Origin of the sequence: Nostoc parmelioides FACHB-3921, assembly GCF_014696625.1 — a bacterium.
GTDB lineage: Bacteria > Cyanobacteriota > Cyanobacteriia > Cyanobacteriales > Nostocaceae > Trichormus > Trichormus parmelioides.
This window is the reverse complement of the sequence record NZ_JACJQL010000030.1, coordinates 63,996-85,950: the sequence shown is the minus strand read 5'-3', so window position 1 is coordinate 85,950 and position 21,955 is coordinate 63,996. Positions and strand designations below refer to the sequence as shown.

The following is a 21,955-nucleotide window of genomic DNA, read 5'->3' as shown; positions in this document are numbered from 1 at the left end:
TCCAGCAAGGACTGAATAACACCTGTAGAGAAACCCAGAGTATGCAAAGGTGCAGAACCTCCACGGCAGCGTAAGGAATGCAACAAATTCGTAGCAGTCAAATCATTCCCGTTCTTCTGTGGTCTAGCCATTGCTGCCTCCTTTATTTAATAGCTGCTAATTGCTGTTGCAGAATCACGATTTGTAGTTGGTGTTGTTCGAGTTCTGCTGTGATTTGTGCAAGTAATTCTTGAGTTGAAAGTGATTTAAGTTGTGATTCCTGGTAGTGGAATATGTCTTCAGACTGCTTATGTGGCATCAAAGCGTAACGCCATCCGTGACCGTATTGGTAAGCTAATTGAGTATCGGCGCGATAATATTCGAGTCCAAGAATGACTCCTTGCTGGGTGCGTTGACCAAAGGTAAAGCGGGGATACTCCCAATGTTTTGGGATGGATATGGTGGGTTGCATGATGAATTGATGGGTGAAGCGATTGGTAGACTTTTGAGAGAAATTGGCTAAAGACGATTCCAAAACGAAGGGTTATATTGAACCCGTTCAGCTTCATTTAAGTTAGTGGGCAGTATTGCCCACTAATTCCCTTAAGCCGCGACCAATTCGCTGACTGGCTCAGATTCCATCATCAGCAACCATTCCTCTGCACTGAGTTGGTCGAATGGTTTATCCAAAAGTTCGTCCCAGCCCACCACTTCAACTTGCAACAGTACCCGCACTCCAGCGATCGCTGACTCACACGTAGCCTTTTGCTGCCCAACTGAAGAAGCCCGGATGACCCACCAATTACCATCAGTAAAGCCGACTGCGCCTAATTTCTCACCATCACGGGTATAAATCCCATCATCGAGAAGTTCCAACCCGCACTGTTCACACGCATCGAAAATCTGCACCATGATTTCGTTACCCGTTGTAGCGGCTGGGGTTTCTGGTTCTTGTACTGGGAGTGTGCCGCGTGAGTAATGCCATTGGGTATCATCAAAGCACTTCTGCCACCAACTGCGGCGGAATACTTCGGCATTGTTCACCATCACAACCCAGCGTTCGGTGACGAAATCTGCGTCATCGTAAACAATCCGAGCAACCAGTCTTTCACCGATGTACAATTCATGCTCGTAGAAGTCGATTTCGCGTGATGTCAACAGTTCCGGTGCTACAGCTTGGGCTTGCTGGTTGATGTGCTGCTGTAGTTCAGCTTGAGCTAGGGTTTGTTCGCTGACGGGTTGCTGTCTATGTGCAATGTAAGTCATAATTATTTAACTCCGTTATGGATGAAAGCGATCGCTATGTTTCTCAGGCAGGGCGGTCGCTTTTGATTTTTTAAGAACCACGTTGTGGGGGAGCCACAACGCACTCACAAAGATTTGGCGTAGCCATTTCATCGATATCTAAGTCAGTTGCATTAAGCATTACTAAGACAAAGACTGATGGTTGCAGAAGCTAACCAGTGATGGCTTCTGTTTGTGAATGGATATAGTTTTCAAGGTTCAGTAAATGTCAGCTTATCGCTGTGAAGAGTGCTGAAAATAGATTTTCCTTTGCTCTTGTACCTTATAGTATATGCGGAAATACATACACTTGTCAATATAGCTCATACATTAATTGCTTATTTACATATTTTGTATGCGATACCGCAAACATTATGCTAACATGGCCTACAAGTACGATGGAGGAATGAATAAAAAAATGTATTGTCGATTAGCTGTTTTGATGGCAGAAAAAGATCCCCAGTTGTCGCAACGACAACTGGCAAGAGATACTGGCTTAGACGTGACTACTGTTAACCGTTTGTTCACCAACAATTTCAGTCGCGTCGATGTCAGTACCGTTGAAACCCTATGTAATTACTTTGATCGAACTGTTGGGGATCTTTTTGAAATGAGAGATCCACAAGATATTCCTCAAAGGCGTACCAAAAGACAACTCTCATCTAATAGTGAAGAGGCGGCATGATCAAACACAACCAAGCTTTAATACCTGTTGTGTTTTTCTGAGGTTTTCTCAAATAACTCAACAATTCTACTTGTATCAAATGCCTGACTATTTTACTTTCTATTTATTTGGCTATCACCCTTGGCCAAACCTATTCTTCCTTAAATTTTCATAGATGAAGGCGATCGCCGCCTGCCAGCTACGCGATCGCCTGCTCAATCCGTTTACGACAAAGTGAGCTAAATATAATGCTGACACATTTAGGGTGTAATCCACCAGATCAGCATGGGTGTTCACTTTGGCAAATTGCGCTTGGAACCGTTTTCAGCATTTACCAATAGTGGGCAACATATATGCTGACACTAGACCGCGAAACAACATCAGCACCTAACTACAGTATTCTCAACTCCGGCATCAAAGAAACGTTTACTGCCCTCGACCGTTTTGAGTGGCAGGCTGTGAATGAAGTGCTACAAATGCGTGACCAGAAACTATACCTTGAAGCTGGCTACGCTGATTTTAAAGAATACTGCCAGCGTGAACTATCCGCCTGGGGTGGCTACCGACGAATTAACCAATTGCTAGGGGCTAAAAAAGTCATTGATACGGTTGGAGAGTTGGGGCAGCACATCAAAAATGAGCGTCAAGCCCGTCCTTTGCTGCGTTTAGTCAATGAACCAGACAAGCTTAAGGAAGCTGTAGCGATCGCAGTACAAGAGAACCCCTCCCCCAGTGAATCGGATTTTGCGGCTGCGGCTCAAAAAGTGGTTCCCCGCCTGCCACGAACAAAAGCACCATCTCAGGAATCACTGGTTCCCGAAATTCAAGAACCAGTGGTTCCTGAATCTGCCACAGTCACGGTTACATCACCAACTCATCACAGGTATAGAGAATTGGGAACAATCGAAGCAGACCCCCCGAACTACTGGCAGCAGATTGTAACCTTTGCTGATGGTAGCAAGGAACTGGTCAATAATAATGATTTAGATGCCAAGAGTGTTCCTTTCCCCAGAGAGAGAAAACTTCCCTCAGAATACGCCGAAGCCATTGCTCAACTCAAACAGCAGCACCAGCAAGAATTGGAGAGGCTGGAACAAGATTTGAGAATCGGCTTGCTCTCAGAAGCTACAGCCAAGGCAGAAGAACAAGTACAAGAACAATTAACCTCACTCCAACAACTATTCCAACAACACAAAGAACAGAACATCCAGTTACAGCAACGCCTGGATGAGATGGAAGCATTGAGACAGTTGGAATACGAGAACCAGCAGTTAAAGCAGCGTATTCAGGAGTTAGAGAACGCTGTACAAGAACATCCCGCCCAACAGTGGGGAAATACTCTCACCAAGCAGGCAGCCAAATCACTTAATAAAGAAGTGAAGCGATCGCTAGAAAATACTATTGATCTACGATTGCTGGCAAAGGAATCACCAAAGGAGAATGCCCAGGAGTGCTTACGCTTGATGGGTATTGCTTTGGGTAATCTTGCCAGTGCCATGAATAACACCCAAGCTTTGCAAGCTGCGGCTGTACTTCTAGGAAGTGAGCCGACACCACAGGCGATCGCTTACCGTGCCGAGCAATTGCAATTGCTACCCCAAGCGGTGAGCGATATTCGGGCTGTGCTGTCCAAGCCTGGGTGTACATGGATGGAGTATTTCAAAGTGGCGAAAGAGTATGAGGTTATCGAACAGGACTACTTAGCCCAGTTAACCCCACAAGAGATAGAGCTAATCGCCACCTTAGAGAAAGACGCACAACCCAAAAGTATAAGTGTTGGTTCTATTGTTGCTCATGCTGATATCTACTGTGCTTTATATACAGCCAGAGGAGAAGTAGTTCAAGACTTGGGTGATGAAGTCTGGGTGGCGTGGGATCACTGGCAAGACCGAACAGACAAAACATTCCGACATTCTAAAGACGAATTACGGCTGTTGTAAGACTAGCAACGACTAAATAGCCCAAAAACTAACCGAATGCAGCATGGCTTAAATGCTGCTGATATTTTCATGCGTCAAAATTTAGAGGCAATATGAAATCTATCTCATCATCTGAATCCACTGATAGCCCATTTGACCAGATTAAACAAATTGATACTGATGGGGCTGAGTATTGGTTAGCTCGTGAGTTAATGCCTATTTTGGGTTATCAGCAGTGGCGGCAATTTGAGGATGCCATATCCAGAGCGATCGCTGCTTGCGAAAACATAGGCATTGAAAGCGAAAAACACTTTTTGCGGCTACCCGCAAAAAGTACTGGAGGTAGACCTAGAGACGATTTCAAGCTCAGTCGCTACGGATGTTACCTCACAGCAATGAATGGGGATTCACGTAAACCAGAGATAGCCGCAGCGCAGAATTACTTTGCAGTGAAAACCCGTGAGGCAGAGTTAGCCCCACAGTCCCAAGAGTTATTGTCACAACTGCTCTCAAAAATTGAACAGCAGAACAGGGTAATCCAAGAACAAGGTCAAGCGATCTCCCAACTACAAGCCCAAGTCCAAACGCTCTTACCCCCATCATCTGACTTTACACCCCCCGGCTGGGATGCCGAAGTATGGCGATCGCTACCTGCACAGGATAAGCGCCACTTCAAGTTTTTGTCTCGTCGCCGTGGTTTTCGCCCCTCCCAGCAGGGTCAAATTGAACCGTTAGCCCTGCCTTCTGTCAGTACCGACCAAATGAAGCAGAAGCAACGCGATGAAGTAGCGCAGTTAGTCGGTGAAGTATCGCCCCAAGAGAAACAGCAGTTGCAGGCGGCGAAACTCCAAGCACTCAGGGAATTTTGGTCACAGGCTCCAGAAGAAGACCAAAAAAATATGCCGTTTTAGAACTTGAGTAATTTAGACATTGAGTAAAATATATGACTAGTAAATTAATCACTCCAGAATCCCCTCTGTTGGTTCCTCCCCTGTTGGCCGCAGAGATTGGTTTAACTGAAGCAATGATGCTCCAGCAGATTCATTACTATTGCCAAATATCGAAGCACATTAAACGTGACGGACGGCGCTGGTTTTGGAAGACGCTCAAAGATTGGGGCGAAACTCTACCGTTTCTCAAGCCTTCTGCCATCAGACGAGCGATCGCTAACTTGAGAGATAATTTTAAATTGATAGATGTCTGCCGTCACAGCGAAAAAACATGGTATCAGGCTAACTGGTTCACTGTTAACGTTGAGAACGTACAAGCCTTGTGGAATCGGATTTGTCAAAATCAGCAGATCGATGTGAGCAATTTAGAACTATCGAACTGCTCACAGGCAGCAGATCATAACAAAGACTTCCCTCTCAAAGACTTCGCCTCACAACAACACAGTGCTGTTGAGCCTTTTAAAAGTGAGGAACTGGAAAACGAGATTTTGGAGTATGAGCAGGAAAGAGCAGAACAAATCCCAGAGTTAGAGTTACCCCAGATTACTCACTACGTTGATGAACCAGAACAAGTTGACTCGACTAGCAAGACAGACCATCATGAAGGCCATTCTTCCTCCGCCGTGTCAGATTTTCATAACGAAAACTCTGGTGATGATGATTACACTGAAGCACAAGAAAAATCAGTACAGCCTAGTCAGCAGGAGGTACAGTCCGTATTGCAACAGCTACGGGAAATACCTTGTACTCCGCAGTTTCGGCTAAACGGAGAGATTCAGCGTACAGTCAAGCGTTACTGGGAGAATGTGCCAGGGGCGATCGCGTATTTGAAGGAGGCAGTGCGGACTTGGAAAGGGATTAAGTCACCGGAAGCTGTGTTTGTCGCTGCTTGTAAGGAAGGGAGGAAGCCGGAATCCGCACAGGTCAAATCTGCTGTGAAAGAATGGTTTGAATGGGCGAGGCGGCAGAGGATTGTGATTGCGATGTCGGGTGAGGTCGTGTACACGCCGGATGGGGAGGCTGTGGGGTTGGCGGAGATGATGCGGCGGTGTCCGATGGGGGGGTAGCGATCGCCTACGGCGGAGCGTAGCTCATCGTGCTTGTTGTAGATTAACCTGAGTTCGGGATAAGCTGAGAAGCTGATTCTTACTTTGGCTACAACATCTATTCTTTCGTGGAAAGAATAAGAAATTAGCCTTAACGCGAACTGACGTTAGATTATACTAAAGACGGGTTGCAGCTTTAGTTTTAAAATCGCTAAAAGTATTGATATATAAAGATTTTTGCCTAGTCAAAAGTCTAGCAATCATCCGTTTTTAGTATAAACCATTGACGGTGCGTAGCGATCGCACCACCAGATAACCAAAAATCAAGCGATCGCACTTAACTTTTCATATCAGCAACACCTGAAGTTGTCTGGTATGGTGGGCAATAATCCCGAAATCAGACAATTTATTCCCCAATTCTCGCCTTTTGCCCACCCCTACTTGCACATCTCCTTTTCACTAGAGCGATCACACTACAATATCTCTTATATCGGTGATGGCAATCGGATGAAGTTAATTGATCGCATTGCTTCGGATGAGGTTTTAGATCAGGCTTTTGCGTGGATGTGTGAGAAACGCGCCCACCATCATTTTAATTCGGATGTTTGGCAGGTGCGGCGGTGGTGGCAGGAGAAAAAATTACGTATACAGCAGCTATTACGGGCAGGAACCTATCAGTTTCGGGAATTACGATTGTTTTGGGGTGAAGATGAGCGGGTGGAGTATTGGTCTTCTTTGGATGCTTTGGTGTTGAAGGCTATGGCAATTGTTTTAACCGAACACCTCCAACCCCATCTTTCGCCCCGGTGTTTTCATTTGGCTGGAACTGGGGGAATGAAGGCGGCGGTGCGGGAGGTGGCGCGGAATTTGCCGCTACATGATTTCGTGTTTCGGACGGATGTCAAAGGCTATTATGCCAGTATTAATCATCAGCGCCAGTAGGGTGCGTTAGCGTCAGCGTAACGCACCACCTTCTATATATCCCAAATTGTATTAGGCATGTCTGGAAATTCCCCCATCCCCCAATTTGGCGGATAAATGCCTTGGCTGATAAATCTATGAATCGTTGAAAATTGCCAATCCTGGGGAATCTGACATAATTTATGTCGCACCGGATTGTAATGAATATAATCGCAATGTATGACAAAATCTCTATCATCCCGAATTAAATGTTCCCAAAATCTTCTTTGCCATAAATTGCGCTCTTGGCGTTTTTGCCGAGAAACAGAAATCTCAGTCTGAATTTCCAATTGATTTCCATAATTTTTGGTGACAAAGGTTTTAATTAATCGCAGTCGCGTTGATAAATCACTATCTCCGGGTGGCAATGTCCAAATACAATGAAAATGATCGGGTAATAGTACAAATGCGTCGATGGTGAAGGGATATTTTTGACGTACATGAGTGATAGCAGCGCGGAGTGCAAGGCGTGCGATATCGGTGATTAGCCACGGTTGGCGATGATGAGTTACTTGGGTGAGGAAATAAGTACCACCAGGAAGTTTGGCTCGGCGGTAATTCGGCATGGGTATTTATTCATGGGTTGATTGTATTAAAGTACCCATTGTTTATGCTGAATTAATATTTCTCGTAGTGTTTGGATATTTGACAAGAAATTTGATTGTTTAGCCCGTAATGCGCCAGATGATTGGTTTGGTGCGTTACTTCGTTAACGCACCCTACAAGATCAGGCGATCGCACTTTATTTTACATATCCGCACCCTTCGATTGTACTAGATCAGGCTAGCGCACTCATTGTCATGAATCCTATGCTTATCAAATAACGGCACGATTTTTACGCGAGGAACGAGTGTATAAGCGGTACTATACCTCTCCAATCTGTATTCATCCTACTTAATGGATCTCCCCTTAACATCCTGAGTATTCCCATTCGAGCCGGTCTCAAGGAAGTATCTATAAAAATAGTCATCATCTGTATCGCTGTGGTGATCGGCACGTGATTTAACTGTATGGTTGGTACTGAAAGCGCTTCATGCAGGTTCTGAATAATTCGATTGAATTCCGCCAGGCCTGGGTCTCCGCACTGCTCGTATACAAGCCGAGTGTAGTTTAAGATAAACCTATCTAACTTTTCGAGCGCCAGCTGTTTACGGGCCTCTCGCAGCAGCGATGGGTCTTCATCCAACGCCATTCTCGTCGCCCTATTTGTTGCCCCAAACGCTAGCACATCTCGTGGGGTGCTCAGGTTCCGAGCTATCTCCCTGAGAACTGCGGTGTCTTGTGGGTACCGTTGTATCGTTCGTCGGTGGTTGGTCGATTGGGGCACGCGTGAAGACACTACGATCATACTTTGCGGTATATCTTGATGTGTCGGCAATGCTCCTACGCCCCCTTGCTGCACCACATGCGTCAACTCATGCGCTATCAACTCCTGTCCCCCTCGACTACCCGGCTCATATGCCCCCAGCCGAAAGAACACATCCTGCCCTGTGGTAAACGCCTTCGCCTGAATCGACCGATTCAACTGATCTGATTGAGCATCTGTATGCACCCGCACACCACTAAAATCCGCTCCCATCGCCTGCCCCATTGGTTCTCTGATGCTGTCGGACAGTGGTTGTCCACTACCTTTTGCCCGTTGTATCCCCGCTTCGACATCGGGGGATGCTGCCATACCTCCGTTATTCACACGCTGTATCAATGGCTTCTTCTGTAATTTATGTCGGTAGCTATCCTGTTTCGTCCCACCCTGTACCATCGGTCTCTCTGACGTATTCAACCGACTCACCACTTCATTGGACACTCTATCTGCTTCTTGCTCGTACCTATCCCCAACTGCACCGATTTCCATTTTCGCTTGCAATTTCAATGGTTTTTGCCCGTAATTTACAAGCTTTTGCGCGATTTCTAATTCCTGAGACTGGCCTGTTAACTTCGGTTTTCCTTTTTTTCCCGGTTGCTCTTTTTGCAGTAGATTCACCGCCCGATTGCCGAACCATCCTTGAGTTTCATTGGTAGGGGGTAGGGAATATTGGGCGTTCGCAGAGATTTTTGCTTTTGGTAGTGCGGACGCATTTTTGGGTTGATTAATATGTTGGCGTGACATGGCTATCTTCCTTTTGTGTTTAAAATGCTTCCTTTTGGCATCTCGTGTAGCTACAACTTACGCAAAGTGTTGAATAAAATTTGTTCGCAATCCGCTATGTGTTAGGAGATGTTATGTGACCAGATGCAATCTCTCATCTGCCTCATCTGTGTCTTCCGATCATTTGGTTGGTTTTTAGTGTGCGATCAGTTTTTTGGGAAATAACAGTTTGGTTGATTCGGCAAATCGGCGAACCGTTTTTTTCCTTCAAACCCTAGAGATGAATCGATGCGATGAACAGAAATTAAGCAACTACTTCCGCCTTAACCGCATCCGATTCACGGCTGCCATTTTCCCCAATTTCCGGTGTATCGCTCAATAGTTCTTCGAGTACCTGAATTGCCCCACTAATGCGGAGTAAACTATCTCGCAGATTTGCTTGTTTCTCTTCTAAGTCATCCATTATTTTTTGTCCCTCTTCAAATTCGGATTTGAGGGATTGAAGGCGCTGTATGAGATTTTGTTTCATCTTTTCCTCGGTTCATTTTTGCGATAATTATTTGTTACAAAATCTATACCTCAAAACGGATTCTACTGTGTGCTATCCTTTTGACGTTCGTCCGCTCGAATCCAAGGCAAAACAAACCACGTATGATTCAATATTTGATGATGTAGTTCATAGTGATATAAGGTTGCAAATTATTGTGCGCTCTACCGCCCCCCGTTTTTTGAATTGTGATGTTAGTTTTCTCTTCTGTAGTCTTTGCTAGGTATCTTCCGTCTGCTCCAGCATCATCACAAGTGTTTTTTCCATTGTCATTACTTAGATAAATATTGTGACTATGCCCCGGATCGGTCACACCATGATTATGTTCGGGCATTTCGTCAATTGTGAGCGTATGTGTTGTGGAGCCAGCTTTTTTACCCAACGAATCAAAGTCCGATTCACTTGTAGATAGTCCTACTGGTATTCGTCCTTTGAGGTCGGGAAGCTTAAACTTATCTTCACTTCTGCCATATTGAGTACCAATCACACCAAATAACTCTTCATGTCCCTTTGTATCTATTTCGGAACCGTCACATATAAACCACCCTTCTGGAGCCGTGGAACCTGCGTATGGGAGAATACTACCCACTGGCATCACCCATCCTGTTTTATCTTTGATGCGACCATTTACGTGCAGCTTCTCTTGAGGACTTGTTGTGCCGATTCCAACATTCCCCGTTACTTCTAAATTACTATCAATTTTTACACCGCCTTTAAAGTCGTTTGCATAGTTAATAACTAGGATTGAATTGTAGTTTTTCACCAAGGCGCGAGATAGACCTGTATCGCCTCTGTCACCTTTATTTTCTTTTCCTAATACGAAGTCATAACCTTTTTGTATGAGGCAGCCACTTACTTTTAAGTTACCTCCTTCAATTTCCATTTTTTCCTCTGGTTTTGTTGTGCCGATACTAACATTGCCAGTAACATAAAGGTCTTTATCGATTGTCAGCGTTCCAGTCATGGTGTCACCGCCTTTGCTCAACAAACCCGTTGTTAAGGGTTTGAAGATGACACGACAATCATCCTTCACAGTAAATTGACTGCCATTGTACTCCACCAAGGCTAAACTACAGTAGCGATGTAAAATCCCGTGGGGTGGTTGGGCTTCGTTACCAGGTGATTCGATATTGGCAGTCAGGTTGCGAGTTGGAATTAACCAGTAGTCGCCTGTTTTATAGTTGCCTGCATCAAATTTGACCTGAATCTCATTCTCTAAAGTTATCCAATCATTCTGCTTATTCTGTACAGCGATCTCACCAGAATCCCAACGCCGTACTATCATTGGCGGCTCAAATTTTGGTGCTTTGCCATCTGTCCACTCTTTCACTGTCAGTGTGTTTGCTGTAACAGATGCCAACTCTACTAAAAGTCCCGGTTCACCAGAGAGGGTTTGCTTTTCAGTAGTTATCTCCACCCAGTTACCTGCTGCAAATGCCGTTTGAATATCTTGTCCTAGACGACTAATGGTAATCTCCTGACCGACAATTTTCTCAACACGAGTCGCAATTGACCCATTATCCCGCGACCACTTAAACGTAGCTTCACCAACCTTACCGCTTTTATGAATTTCCACACGGTAGAGTTGATTTTCTAAGTTGGCTCCTGCTCCTACTATGCTCGCCGATAATTTGCCTGTGCTGATAGGGTTCTCCCAGCTAGGTTTCCAGTCAGGAGGAGCGAAAGAGCTTTTCTCTGCTTTGTTGTCCACTTTTTGGAGTTTCACTTGCCAAATATTCTTGACTCGCGTGGCTGTATCAGCCCCACCCAAAGCAGGTTCCCGAATCTCTGGATCTTCCAATGCTGTGATGTGGCGCTGCCAGACATCAAGGTAAGCTAAGTAAATACCATTCTCTGTTGGAAGTTTTGCACCTGAATAGTCTGATTGAGCAGTAAACAGCACAGACTGGTCGTTCTCAACAAGCATACCTTCAACGTAGTATCGCCCTTCACCGATTTTGAGATTTGTTTTATTATCTGCTGTGATCTCAAATCCAGCATACTTTTCTGGTGCGCCACTCTGACCGATAAAATCGGTGATTTCAGTAGCAATTCGATGCTCTGTAATATCAAGTTGTTCGTTCCAGTCTGCATCTAGTTGGACGCGCCCTTGTTGCATCAACACGCGGCTGAAACGTTTTTGGGGATTGAAGGTAAACCGAGAAAAATCGCCTTTCATAATATTTCCTTTAATAACTTCAAGACATATAGAAAATTCCAGCTTCTGAGCCAGCAGGCAAATATTCTTCTAAGCTGAGACGAAGATAAGCGGTGCGTTGAGGTTGGTGAAGCAGATGAAATGCGCCCATCTCACCACCATCGTCTGCACCTGTGGCAATTTCTGGCGCACAAGCTAGTGCTAGTTGGGCGTACCCTGGATCGCCATACTGCACAGAGGTAAACAAGGGTTTGATTTGGTGATTGGCATCGCTCCCCTCCAGAGGCTGACAGCAGTAACGGCGCGGAGTTTGGGAATCTTTTGGGACATAACTGAAGCGGACACTACCCGTTTGGCAATTTTTCACCGTGACAGGTGCTGTAAATATCACATTGGATGCTAGTGTGAGTTCGTGGAGGTTAACTTTACCAAAGATTGTAGTTCGCTCTAAAGTAGTGCGGAGGAAAGATTTTTCGTCTGTGGTGTTGGTAGCGATCTCATAATTTAAATCCGCATTATTACGCAGTTTTTTTATATCTATAGTTGCATCATTTGCGGCTTTTTTCAAGCTAGATACATCCTCTAAAATGCTGTTTATGATGCTGTCTTGCACTGTTAAACTAACAATCTGCTCTGGCAATTGTAAAGCACCAACAATGCTATGAGAGATAAATATTTGCAAACTGGAAATAATATTTTGTTTTGATTTTTCCCCCTCCACTCCACCAATCAAAGTACAGTGAATGATTTTCAGTTTCAGCCCTGTTTGAATGCTGAATTTAGCATCAATTAGTATTCCATTGAAGGTCAACGCGGCATCGGGATTGTCATCTGCAACTTTGACTCCTAACTGATTTTCACCACAACTGATGATAGGGCGCATTCCGTTGGCTGCTTGAATTGTCAAGCGACCGATTTTTTTCAGGGTGATCGGCTCAGTGAGTTCATGCTTTTGGTTATCAGCGATTTCAATGATGCCAGATAGATTATCTTGAGCTAAATATGCTTTTAAGGCATCCTGCAACGTTTTTCTATCTTGACTGACAACACAGTACCAGGAAACAGAATCATTCGTTGCTAAAGTTGGCTGGCGGTCATAGGGGCCACCACCAATGTCACCACTGAAACTGTAGCAGTAGCTAACGTTCACAGCCTGGGTTGGTGGTTCATTGATCGGGAAAGCTATTCGTCCCAATTTGACATCTACAGCGACTTTACCTGATTCGGGACTTTGCCAGTTACTTAAATCCATACTCACCAGCTGCATCGGTGAGATATTTGAGATGTTGAAGCTGCGATTGGGGCCGTAATATTGGCTGTCTGGTGGTTGCTGCTCTGGTCGTGCGTCTTTGTATTGCTGTTGATATGCCTTTAAATCGGCTGCAAATGCTTGTTGGGTGATCGCACCAGGTAAATTAATTGCTTGGGCAAATTGAGTAATTTCGGTTTTGGTTTGGGGTCGATTGAATAAATTTATCTGATAGCCGAGGGGGTGAAAGGTATACTTGATAACTTTGTTTTCTGTTTGATTTTCTAGGAGGTAAGCGGGACTGTTGGTAATTGGATAGCTTTGCAGTCGCCAGACAAACAGACCTAGATTCGAGATATTATATTTGCCGCGCATCGCAGCGAAGGATTGCTCAGATTTTATCCTATCTGGACTGATGCGACGTACATCCACTAAATGAGCGATCGCATCAAACGGCGAATTTAACTGTTCTAAGTTTGCTCGGTGACGGATGTCGATGGTACTGCTTTTACCCAGACGGATATGATTGATATTTTGGGTAGCACTGAGTAGCTCAAAAAATTCTACTACTTTAGCTCTCCAGCCAGTCACATCAAATGTGATATTTTCTAGGATGGCAGGAGTACCTTTGCGACGGCGGTAAGCAATTGTATTGGCAACGTATGACCGTTGACTCCACAACAGACTTTTTTCATCATTTAAACCGTCAATTCCCAATAAGTCAGCGATGTAAGGAACCACCCATTCATCACAGGTTTCGATGAACCAGTTTTCATACAGCCCATCAATATCGGCCTCAATTGTTCGCAGTTGGCTTTCCATAACTGCAAGTAAAGCCCGCAACGGTTCCCCTTGCGCCAAATCTCGTTGGCGATAGATAGACGGGAGGAGATGATAAAGACGTTCTAACTGATTCATGAACTTTTATTGAGTGTTATGCCTTGAGTATTAATTAGTAATAACTGAGATGCCAAAGCTTGTTTTTCCTGTACATCCCAAGAGGCTGTTTTTGCTTCTAGAGATGAAGGAATTGGTTTGGTTTTATTGTCAGATGTTAAGTAAAGAAAATCTAAGTTTACTGCTAATACACCTGCGATATTTTGAATAACTTCAATAATTTCTGAAGCGGCTACTGCTTGTCCAAACTCACGTTTGGCGAAACTAAAGGTTTGATTGAGTGTGCTTTCTATAATCTGCTTGACACTGTTTTCCTGATAACGTGGGTCAATCCATACTGTTGCTTCTATGTTAAAGTACAACGGCTCGTAGGATTGAATTTCCACAAATTGTAATGGATTACTCATATTAGAAACAATTGCTTGTTTCAGGTTAGTAAAAAGTGCAGAATTAGATTCAACTTGTTGTCCATCATCAGCAGCAATAGTAATGTGTATTAATTTTGTTTGCCCTGTGCAGAGAATGACAGCTTGAGCTTTGCCAATACCAGCAAAACTTTGAGTAAAGTTTTGAAAGTCTCGTAAAGAAACAATGCGATCTAGTGTGCAGACGGTGCGGGGAGTGTTATCGCGGATATGCAAAGAGGTTTCGTGATCGCCTGCGCCTGTGGCATCATGCAAATTAGTGACATCACGAATTCCTAAAGGTCGGTTTTGCAGCAGTATCAAAGAACCTGCTTTGACTTCTCCAACTTGACCAATACCACTACGATAAGTGGCAATGATATTTTCTTGCCCACTGGGTAAGCGAGAACCATGAATTCCATCACCAAAGATAATGGTAAACTCGCCTCGGTCGTCAATTTGTACAATGTAGCATTGGCTACGGGAATCTTGCTCTTCTAGAGATGCAACTTCTTGCCACAAGACATTATTCACATAGACTTGTAAAGTACTTTTACTACCACTAGCTGTAGCTGCCGAGACATAAGTTAAAGGTGGTTTTTTCAGCTTAAATCTTTGGTTAGCCTGTCCGCCATTACCACTACCGAGGACTTCTTTTTCTACAGTTTCACCATGAGTAGCTAGGACAACATTGGCATAAATAGTCATGCTGGCAGTATCATAATCATGCTGGAGATCATGGCTTAGGGTAAGAGTTTGAGAGTCCTCCATGCTCCCAACAAAAGCAATTTCAGTATTAGTTTTGTCCTTGATGATGACTGTGCGTCCTAATTCTAATGGAGGTATTGACTGCGCCAGTTTAATCCGTGGATTTTGACGCTTAATTGATGGTAATTCTTGCGATTTTTTGAACAATGGTAATTTTTCGCTTTGAATAAAAATAGTGGTTTCACGTAAATTAAATAAATTATTATTATTACTTTCTTTTGAATTATTGCTAGTATTACTACTTGTAACATTTATCCGGGTAACTTTTCCCGCTAATTCAAAATCAGTGCGGAAAACAGTAGAGTTATTCTCAACTTGATAAAGCGCAGATGATTCACCCTGAGTTAAAAGTACCCAGCTTCCTGGTAAAACATTTTGATATACAGCATTCAAGTCAATTTGTGGAAATTGAATGCTAAAATTACTCCATTCCCATATTGCCTTATTGTAAATAAAACCTTTAATGTTATCTAGGTTAGGAATAAAGCCAGAATCAACCGTAATTATTTTATTTTCAGAAATATCAACTACAGTTTTTGATTGATTAGCAACTGTGATAATATCACCTTTGTTAATAGATGTGGTGAAGACTGCATCATTATTTACTTTTATAGTTATGCCAGTGCAATTAATAGTTTCGCTACCAAACTGACTAGGGCTATATTTGCGTTTAATTTCTGGGGATAGTTCACTCCAGTTGCGAGCGTTATGACCAAAAAAAGAGGCTTGCTGTCGGAAAGCGAATACTTCAAGATTACTGATGGTTTTGTATTGGTCTGACAGTTTCTTGCCCCAACTAATCCGAGTATAACCCTCTTGAGTGTGAGGTTCGACTGTTTGCAGAGTTAAGAAGTACCAGCGAGTATTATCTTGACTATCTATCACTAAAATGGCATCGCCGGGCTGAAGTCTAGTATTTGTTCCTTGTAAAAGTAGTTCAGTTGTGTTCTGCTCAAATGTTTGCAGGTCGAATTTTGGAGAAATATCGGGCTTGAGGCTATTCCATTCAACTCGTGCTTTCATCTGTGCAATAGTTTCAAAGGTCTGGGGAAGTTCTCCCGGTGCTTTGGGAATACTCTGCACCCTTGTGCCAGGAGGAACTGTAACTTCTTGGGCTGAACCTGGTGCATCTTCGACGGTAAAAGTGAGGTATGTACTAGCAGCAACACCAGGATTGAGTTTATAACCAACTGTACACGATAATTCTAAAATCGAGCGGTCTTCAGTGGCTGTTCGCAGATATCCTTCGTTAGCAATTCGCTCTTGGTAAAACGTCAGGACATCTCCAACCACTGCCCAAGCATCAAGGAGGGCGATCGCAGGATCATCAAGATGTTGTGTAGTTAGTTTATGTAGGGGATGTTGTGGCTTTTGTGTGTCGGGACTCTGGGGAATTACTTGGGTTGGTAAACCTGCTAATAGACGCTGAAAGAAGGTGGGGTGAGTGCCTATACGGTAAGCCAAGGCACTTAATCCAGGGGGATTGTAATTAGTAGGTTGCTCTGAACTAAAATCTGAGCTATTCATAAGCCACCCTTGCAATTAAACTCAATTCTGCCGTTTTCTGGCGCATCTAAGTTATTGTCGAGACGAGCAATTTCCAGAGGCGTGATCGCAATTTTTCCTGTCTCGATTTCGTTTCCTTCAGGCGAACCCCAGCGTTGAAACCGCGCAATTGGCATCTCTACTTGCACAACTCCTGGTAACTCCATTGCTGTTTTGACAATTTGACTTACATAAACTGGTTGACCAAAACTCCAGTTGTCTGGGTGAAAAAAACCACGCCTACCATTGGGTAAGTCTACGTTACTAAAGGTTTCCAATAGCAGCCGCTTGACAGTGCTGGCAAAGTATCCCGGTGCTACTTGCAATGTTAAGGCAATATCTAAAGGGACAAATTGCGGTGCAGTAATTTCTAAGTCATAGCCAGCAAGGCGGTAGGGTGCGATAAATTGCCGCAACGTGGCTTTAAAAGTCTCGTCGATGGGTTGATTTTTCCGACCCTTCACCGCAATAAAGACAGTGTTCCAACTACCAGTCCAACGAATAGTAACTGCGGCGGTTTGTACTTGGGGGTGACGTGCTAAAACTTTTTGGTAATCGGCCGCCGTAATACAGCGTTGCTGTTGATTCCGAAACACTTCTGGGGCGTACAGCCGTACCTGCTCAATCGATTCGGGTTCTGTACCTCCCTGTGCTGGTAGGGGATTTCGCACTTTGATAATCTTTTGTCTGATTTCAGAATCGCAGACAATATGTGTGATCGCATCATGTCCGACATTGCCCTGTATACCGTTGCCAACTCGATAATTGGCTACCAATTGATTTTGGCTAGTTGGTTTTTTGCCCCGCACTCCGTCCCCGAAACGCAAATGAGCAATACCATCACTTTCCATTTCCACTACAAAATCATTAGCAAAGCGATCGCTACTCAATAAATCACGTCTCGCCCACCAAGTCGCCACTAATTTACCAGATTTCTCCTCATGGATCTCGATCATCGGTGTGGCTACATCAGGGTTTTGGGTCAGGGTTTGATTTGCTGACTGTTCTTTTCCCTTCACCACGTCATAAACAACGGCGTGTGTCAAGCCAATGTTTTGCAGTTGTGGGCGATAGCGTCCGGTTTGGGGTACGGGTGGGAGTTTTTCGGTGGTAATTCTTCTGCCATGTTCTGCCAGCACAATATTACCTTGGGCAATGCTGATGTTTTCTAGAGATTGAGTGTCTTGATAAATGGCAATGTCTAAGGGGAATGTTAGAGCGTCTTCAGGATGCCACTCAATTTCAGTAATCTCTTTGGCAAAGAGTGTATCTTGTTGAGGAGTAACTTTAGTTAAGCGAACCACGTGGCGATGTTTGGGGTCGGGGGCATTACCTGTTGTTTTACTTTGAATTTCCTCAAAAATCAGTACATCCCCTGCCTTTAAGTTGGTCAAATTCCCTTGTAATGTGGCACGAGTAGCCCCTAGAGGCAAGGAAAATTCCTTAGCTCCCCAGGTATAAAAATTCATTTGGTTGAGTTCTCTAAAGAGAGTGAGGGGGTAAATTGTTTCAAATACCTGGGATTGCTGGAATAATAATTTTTCATACTCAGCCGGAGTCATGGCTACTCCTGGGGATAAGTTGGTACTTTTAGTTATTAATTTAGTTCCTGCTGGTAACAATAGTCCGGCTGGGGTAACTTCATCTTTGACTTGCACTTGCACCCAGACACGGGCATTACAGCCTTCGTGCATGGTGTAGTCAATTAATCTGGTGTGGCGACCGATAGAAATGCGTCGTCTTGCTGTTCCTAGATAAGCTTCTGTCGCTACGGCATCTTGGTAATAACTGAGGCGATCGCCTGCATAGGCTAAAATTTCTACTAAGGTGATGCCTAAATCTGCTGGGTGGCGTTCTTTCCACTGGGGCATGACGACCGATAAACGGTCAAGCATTAACTGACGAAAACTGCTGTAATCTCTGGCTAGGTAATCAATTTCTAAGGTTGAGGGTGGCTCTGGTAAACTGGGGAGCGATCGCAATGGATCAAAAGGACTAGGGCGATCGACTTCTAAAGAAAAACGTGCCTGGGAGAAGAATGGATCGAGGTGCGCTACATTGATTAACTCTAGGGTATAAACCGGGAAGTTACCTGATGCTGATGTGTCTTGTTGTCTGTCTTGCACCTGTAGCAGTTGGACTTGCAGGATGTTAGGAGGACTAGGATTAATTCCCTGTACCTGTAAGTTAGTGGTGACGTTTGCACCCCTGGTAATGCGAATATTCGTGGCTGTGATTTGGGATAGAGAATTGTACTTAGTGTCCATCCCCGGCAGAAAATAGAGCCTCAACTGTAGGGGATTAGTTTCTACTTGAATATAATCCAGACCAATTTGTTGAGGATGAGAAATAATCCTATCTCTTCGCAAGTTGCGGGAGAAATCATCAAGTTGTATGTCACTCATCCCACTCCACCTCGCTCAAATTGGGCTATTTGGCGTTCTTGATTGCGACGAATAATGTACTGTACGATCACTCGTAAGGTAGATTCTTCGCTTGTAACTTGTAAAGCTTCCACTTGAATTAAATCACCCAGCCATTGTTGCAATGCTCCCTGGACAAGAAACTGAGTAGCTGCTGCCATTTCGTCGCTATTGGGAGCAAACACCAACTGCATTAACCCACTGCCAAAGGTAGGGCGGTTGACCCGTTCCCCTGGCATGGTAAATAGTAGTTGCTCAATCATTTGGTGGATATGGTCGTCGGGGGAGGCGTTAGCAACGCGGCGACTGCTGTCATCAATTTGGAATGGATAGGCAATTTCTGTATTCATAGTTACATCCCCTTTACCCGCACTTGGGTGGCTGCAATGGTTAACCCCGTACCTGTAGGTATGCAGATAGATTGAGAATCTTGTAAAAGGACGGGCATTCCGTTCGCTTTTATTCTTGTCGCCGCCACTATCCAGGAAGCAGTCACGCAGGGTTGAGGTGTTCCAGATGGTAAAGTGTTGGGACAACCTGCGATCGCATAGGTACTTGTCTGCGTGACAATTGGTTGTCCGCTAACTTTCACCCGTGGGTTGACAACAATGGGTTGTGCCGAACCACTATGTAGACATAAAACCGTCGCACCTTGGTGTAATAAAAAACCAGGCATTACATCACCTCCAAAGCACCATTGTTAATGGAAACACTAGCAGGCGAAAGTTTGACGCTGGCAGCACCGTTACTCAGTTCAATATTGTCTGGTGACAGTTTAACTGTTGCTGGCAGGGTGTCTAATTCTACGCCTGATGACGAAATTTTCACGGTTGCAGGACTGTTGCTCATCTCAATCCCGGAAGCAGCTACCTTAATTGTGGCTGGATTGCAACTAATTTCAATCCCTTGGGTATTACATACTAATTTGAGCGGTACTTGTACTAGGGGAGGCTCGACTGCTAAGGAGAATCCTCCGCCTGGAGCATCGTCAAGGGTCAGGGTAATGCTCTCTGTTTTCCAAACTTTTTTAGTAGCAAAGGCAGGCTGGACAGGAACTTCATTCACTCCCCAAAAACAACCACTCCAAATCGGGTAATCAGGATCGCCGCCTTCAAACTCTACCCAAACATTAGCACCAATTGGCGGAATGGCAAAGAAACCAACTTTATTCCCTGCATAGGGTACACAGGGCATTGCCCAACTGAAGCGACCATCGCCCAGAACCGCAAAAACGCTCACTTGGATTCGTCCTATCTGTTTTGGATCTACGTTATTTTCTACCTTTCCCCGATATTTTCCGAAAAATTGTTTCATGGGACGACCACTGGTGTTGTTGTTCCCACCCCTTCACGAGTCAGGGTGAAGCTTTGTTTGTATTCACCTAACCGCAATTGATGGGTGACATTCTTGACGTAATACAAGCCGTCGTAGGTGCTACCTACACCACGCAAGCCGACTAACCCCCGCGCTTTCAATACACCGTTGTAACGTGTTGCATCTAGTTCTCCAGTTGCTTCCACCACTTGATCCATTGAGGCATCGGTAATTGCCTGGGCGCGAGAAAGCATTTGGGCGTAGGTTAAGCCTGCTGTCTTTTTGGGTAGGACTGTGCGGGCTTTGGCAGTTCTCAGCATGGCGGATTGGGTTGCTAGGGGCAGCCGCAAGCTAGAGAAGGTTTTGACTGGAAGGCTACGTGCTGTCAGGCTATCTTCTCCCAATCCCGACACAAAGGTGGGGGTCAATGCTTTGTGCTGGATATTGATGGAGTTGACGTTGGTAGAGGTTCCCAGGTTGACAGAAAGGGCGCGTTGGGGGATACCTGCACGGGTGGGTGGCCCCCAATAGGCGGTATTGGTGCCGGGAACAGGGCCGGGAGAGATGTAATATACATAGGCGTACCGCTCCGCCAGTTCTTCCAGGTATTCCAAATCTGTGCCTACCTGCACGGGAACTCGCTCCACGGGATTGGGAACATCGAGGAAGGCGGGGGGAATTACCGTGGGGATCAATCCGTATTGGGCATAGGTGGCAATGATTTTCGGCACGATCGCAATATCCGGTTGGGCAGGATGAGCGACGATCTTCTCTTCCATGTCCATCATGACACTGACATCTTCGCCCGTGACAGTGAGCAGGCCGGAGTTGTTGCTGGTGGGGGACAACTGCTGGTGGGTAATGATGCCATCCATCAATACATGGGGAATGGCGTTGACGGTGACGACAACGATAACACGGTTGAAAGGACGCAGTAAGGGCAGTTTGAGGATGGGATAGTCGATGGCGGCAAATACACCACTGCGATCGCATTTGAAGGACAATTGAAACCCCGATCGCCCCGCATCGGTTTGGGTAATTTCGATGTTGTCTAAGGCTTGAATTAGGTTGGGGGGAGCCGGAAGCGGCACGGTGGGGCCTATGAGGAGTGAGAGGCGAATACCCTGGAAAAACATAGTAATCTTCCCCTAAATTTGGGTCTGGGCAATGTGCAGGGTTCGCCCAATTTCCGCACTCAGGTCAAAGGGATTCATGGCGTTGTTGGCATCGCAGATTTGCCAGTATTGTTCGGGGTCGCCCAACAAATCTGCGGCGAGGGTATCCAAGCGATCGCCTTCTTTGACTCGCATCTCCAGCACCCTAGATAAAGTTTCAGCTTGGGGGAGAAAGCGTCGCCGTTTATAGGACAGATGTCGCCCTTCAGGTGTGATGAGAGTGGCCGTTTCTAATTCGTAGTAGCGACTGGTGTGATCGAACATGATTGACCCCTTTATGGGACGTTTTTTCAGATATGTTTAAATCCGGTTGAATCCTGATTCAAGATTTTTATTTTGATAGGCGTTTAGTATTAGAGGTTGTTTGAAAAGTGGTGCATCTATCCCGCCTCGGAATGAATTCCGAGTCTCATAGCGCAAGTTATCTGAATATGACTCAACTAAAAATGTCTTCCAGTCCACTTGAGTTGACTTTGGCTATCAGCTTGGAACTTTAGTTCTAGACGGGATTTGGTTGAACATAAAAATTTTTTATTTGTGTGTACACGTTAGTCTTAAGCAGAGAAAAAATCTTCTTAAAGTTCTCT

Annotated in this window: 20 protein-coding genes; 5 read left to right on the top strand and 15 right to left on the bottom strand. The window is 44.9% G+C overall.

The window, feature by feature from the left end; all coding sequences use genetic code 11:
• Window positions 1-142: 142 nt before the first annotated feature.
• Together H6G14_RS19215 and H6G14_RS19210 are read right to left on the bottom strand one after the other, a co-directional pair.
• On the bottom strand, window positions 143-451 hold the full coding sequence (locus tag H6G14_RS19215; RefSeq protein WP_190568920.1) for a hypothetical protein: 309 nt from the start codon (window positions 449-451) through the stop codon (window positions 143-145).
• 131 nt (window positions 452-582) lie between these two features.
• Entirely contained in the window at window positions 583-1,245 is a 663-nt protein-coding gene (locus tag H6G14_RS19210; protein ID WP_190568912.1) for a hypothetical protein, read from the bottom strand.
• Between the two features lie 436 nt (window positions 1,246-1,681).
• On the opposite strand from H6G14_RS19210, the gene H6G14_RS19205 reads away from it, so the two are divergent.
• Window positions 1,682-1,948, top strand: coding sequence for a helix-turn-helix domain-containing protein (locus H6G14_RS19205; RefSeq protein WP_242053482.1), 267 nt, complete (start codon window positions 1,682-1,684; stop codon window positions 1,946-1,948).
• A 114-nt stretch (window positions 1,949-2,062) separates the two neighbouring features.
• Here the strand turns inward: H6G14_RS19205 and H6G14_RS19200 are convergent, their stop codons facing one another.
• Complete coding sequence (locus H6G14_RS19200; RefSeq protein WP_190568911.1) at window positions 2,063-2,224, bottom strand: hypothetical protein; 162 nt, start codon at window positions 2,222-2,224, stop codon at window positions 2,063-2,065.
• A gap of 56 nt (window positions 2,225-2,280) precedes the next feature.
• Between H6G14_RS19200 and H6G14_RS19195 the strand changes: the two genes are divergently transcribed.
• From H6G14_RS19195 to H6G14_RS19180, 4 genes are all read left to right on the top strand, one after another.
• Window positions 2,281-3,867: a hypothetical protein gene (locus H6G14_RS19195; protein WP_190568910.1), complete on the top strand. Its 1,587-nt coding sequence runs from the start codon at window positions 2,281-2,283 to the stop codon at window positions 3,865-3,867.
• Window positions 3,868-3,959: 92 nt separating this feature from the next.
• Window positions 3,960-4,757, top strand: a complete 798-nt coding sequence (locus tag H6G14_RS19190) for a BRO family protein (protein ID WP_190568909.1) — start codon at window positions 3,960-3,962, stop codon at window positions 4,755-4,757.
• 32 nt (window positions 4,758-4,789) lie between these two features.
• Window positions 4,790-5,863: a hypothetical protein gene (locus tag H6G14_RS19185; RefSeq protein WP_190568908.1), complete on the top strand. Its 1,074-nt coding sequence runs from the start codon at window positions 4,790-4,792 to the stop codon at window positions 5,861-5,863.
• A 354-nt stretch (window positions 5,864-6,217) separates the two neighbouring features.
• Entirely contained in the window at window positions 6,218-6,784 is a 567-nt protein-coding gene (locus tag H6G14_RS19180) for a hypothetical protein (RefSeq protein WP_190568907.1), read from the top strand.
• A gap of 32 nt (window positions 6,785-6,816) precedes the next feature.
• Here H6G14_RS19180 and H6G14_RS19175 read toward each other — a convergent pair whose 3' ends face one another.
• The 12 genes from H6G14_RS19175 to H6G14_RS19120 form a co-directional block, all read right to left on the bottom strand.
• Entirely contained in the window at window positions 6,817-7,368 is a 552-nt protein-coding gene (locus H6G14_RS19175) for an REP-associated tyrosine transposase (protein WP_190568906.1), read from the bottom strand.
• A 269-nt stretch (window positions 7,369-7,637) separates the two neighbouring features.
• Window positions 7,638-8,909, bottom strand: coding sequence for an eCIS core domain-containing protein (locus tag H6G14_RS19170; RefSeq protein ID WP_190568905.1), 1,272 nt, complete (start codon window positions 8,907-8,909; stop codon window positions 7,638-7,640).
• 283 nt (window positions 8,910-9,192) lie between these two features.
• Window positions 9,193-9,351: a hypothetical protein gene (locus H6G14_RS19165; protein ID WP_242053481.1), complete on the bottom strand. Its 159-nt coding sequence runs from the start codon at window positions 9,349-9,351 to the stop codon at window positions 9,193-9,195.
• 193 nt (window positions 9,352-9,544) lie between these two features.
• A complete protein-coding gene (locus tag H6G14_RS19160; RefSeq protein ID WP_190568903.1) occupies window positions 9,545-11,614 on the bottom strand; it encodes a DUF6519 domain-containing protein in 2,070 nt (689 codons plus the stop codon).
• 19 nt (window positions 11,615-11,633) lie between these two features.
• Window positions 11,634-13,760, bottom strand: a complete 2,127-nt coding sequence (locus H6G14_RS19155; protein WP_190568902.1) for a phage tail protein — start codon at window positions 13,758-13,760, stop codon at window positions 11,634-11,636.
• Window positions 13,757-16,438: a putative baseplate assembly protein gene (locus H6G14_RS19150; protein ID WP_190568901.1), complete on the bottom strand. Its 2,682-nt coding sequence runs from the start codon at window positions 16,436-16,438 to the stop codon at window positions 13,757-13,759. Before H6G14_RS19150 ends, H6G14_RS19155 begins: the two co-directional genes overlap by 4 nt.
• Window positions 16,435-18,861, bottom strand: coding sequence for a baseplate J/gp47 family protein (locus H6G14_RS19145; RefSeq protein ID WP_190568900.1), 2,427 nt, complete (start codon window positions 18,859-18,861; stop codon window positions 16,435-16,437). Before H6G14_RS19145 ends, H6G14_RS19150 begins: the two co-directional genes overlap by 4 nt.
• A complete protein-coding gene (locus H6G14_RS19140; RefSeq protein WP_190568899.1) occupies window positions 18,858-19,229 on the bottom strand; it encodes a GPW/gp25 family protein in 372 nt (123 codons plus the stop codon). Before H6G14_RS19140 ends, H6G14_RS19145 begins: the two co-directional genes overlap by 4 nt.
• Before the next feature lie 2 nt (window positions 19,230-19,231).
• Window positions 19,232-19,555, bottom strand: a complete 324-nt coding sequence (locus H6G14_RS19135; RefSeq protein WP_190568898.1) for a hypothetical protein — start codon at window positions 19,553-19,555, stop codon at window positions 19,232-19,234.
• A complete protein-coding gene (locus H6G14_RS19130; RefSeq protein ID WP_190568897.1) occupies window positions 19,555-20,193 on the bottom strand; it encodes a phage baseplate assembly protein V in 639 nt (212 codons plus the stop codon). The genes H6G14_RS19135 and H6G14_RS19130 overlap by 1 nt, the downstream gene beginning before the upstream one ends.
• Window positions 20,190-21,329 (bottom strand): hypothetical protein, encoded by a 1,140-nt coding sequence (locus H6G14_RS19125; protein ID WP_190568896.1) that lies wholly within the window; start codon window positions 21,327-21,329, stop codon window positions 20,190-20,192. Before H6G14_RS19125 ends, H6G14_RS19130 begins: the two co-directional genes overlap by 4 nt.
• A 12-nt stretch (window positions 21,330-21,341) precedes the next feature.
• A complete protein-coding gene (locus tag H6G14_RS19120) occupies window positions 21,342-21,632 on the bottom strand; it encodes a LysM peptidoglycan-binding domain-containing protein (RefSeq protein WP_190568895.1) in 291 nt (96 codons plus the stop codon).
• Window positions 21,633-21,955: the final 323 nt, after the last annotated feature.

Coding starts and splice junctions, on each gene's coding strand:
- H6G14_RS19215 (WP_190568920.1), bottom strand. CDS start 451: ATGCAACCCACCATATCCATCCCAAAACATTGGGAGTATCCCCGCTTT.
- H6G14_RS19210 (WP_190568912.1), bottom strand. CDS start 1,245: ATGACTTACATTGCACATAGACAGCAACCCGTCAGCGAACAAACCCTA.
- H6G14_RS19205 (WP_242053482.1), top strand. CDS start 1,682: ATGTATTGTCGATTAGCTGTTTTGATGGCAGAAAAAGATCCCCAGTTG.
- H6G14_RS19195 (WP_190568910.1), top strand. CDS start 2,281: ATGCTGACACTAGACCGCGAAACAACATCAGCACCTAACTACAGTATT.
- H6G14_RS19190 (WP_190568909.1), top strand. CDS start 3,960: ATGAAATCTATCTCATCATCTGAATCCACTGATAGCCCATTTGACCAG.
- H6G14_RS19185 (WP_190568908.1), top strand. CDS start 4,790: ATGACTAGTAAATTAATCACTCCAGAATCCCCTCTGTTGGTTCCTCCC.
- H6G14_RS19180 (WP_190568907.1), top strand. CDS start 6,218: ATGGTGGGCAATAATCCCGAAATCAGACAATTTATTCCCCAATTCTCG.
- H6G14_RS19175 (WP_190568906.1), bottom strand. CDS start 7,368: ATGCCGAATTACCGCCGAGCCAAACTTCCTGGTGGTACTTATTTCCTC.
- H6G14_RS19170 (WP_190568905.1), bottom strand. CDS start 8,909: ATGTCACGCCAACATATTAATCAACCCAAAAATGCGTCCGCACTACCA.
- H6G14_RS19165 (WP_242053481.1), bottom strand. CDS start 9,351: ATGGATGACTTAGAAGAGAAACAAGCAAATCTGCGAGATAGTTTACTC.
- H6G14_RS19160 (WP_190568903.1), bottom strand. CDS start 11,614: ATGAAAGGCGATTTTTCTCGGTTTACCTTCAATCCCCAAAAACGTTTC.
- H6G14_RS19155 (WP_190568902.1), bottom strand. CDS start 13,760: ATGAATCAGTTAGAACGTCTTTATCATCTCCTCCCGTCTATCTATCGC.
- H6G14_RS19150 (WP_190568901.1), bottom strand. CDS start 16,438: ATGAATAGCTCAGATTTTAGTTCAGAGCAACCTACTAATTACAATCCC.
- H6G14_RS19145 (WP_190568900.1), bottom strand. CDS start 18,861: ATGAGTGACATACAACTTGATGATTTCTCCCGCAACTTGCGAAGAGAT.
- H6G14_RS19140 (WP_190568899.1), bottom strand. CDS start 19,229: ATGAATACAGAAATTGCCTATCCATTCCAAATTGATGACAGCAGTCGC.
- H6G14_RS19135 (WP_190568898.1), bottom strand. CDS start 19,555: ATGCCTGGTTTTTTATTACACCAAGGTGCGACGGTTTTATGTCTACAT.
- H6G14_RS19130 (WP_190568897.1), bottom strand. CDS start 20,193: ATGAAACAATTTTTCGGAAAATATCGGGGAAAGGTAGAAAATAACGTA.
- H6G14_RS19125 (WP_190568896.1), bottom strand. CDS start 21,329: ATGTTTTTCCAGGGTATTCGCCTCTCACTCCTCATAGGCCCCACCGTG.
- H6G14_RS19120 (WP_190568895.1), bottom strand. CDS start 21,632: ATGTTCGATCACACCAGTCGCTACTACGAATTAGAAACGGCCACTCTC.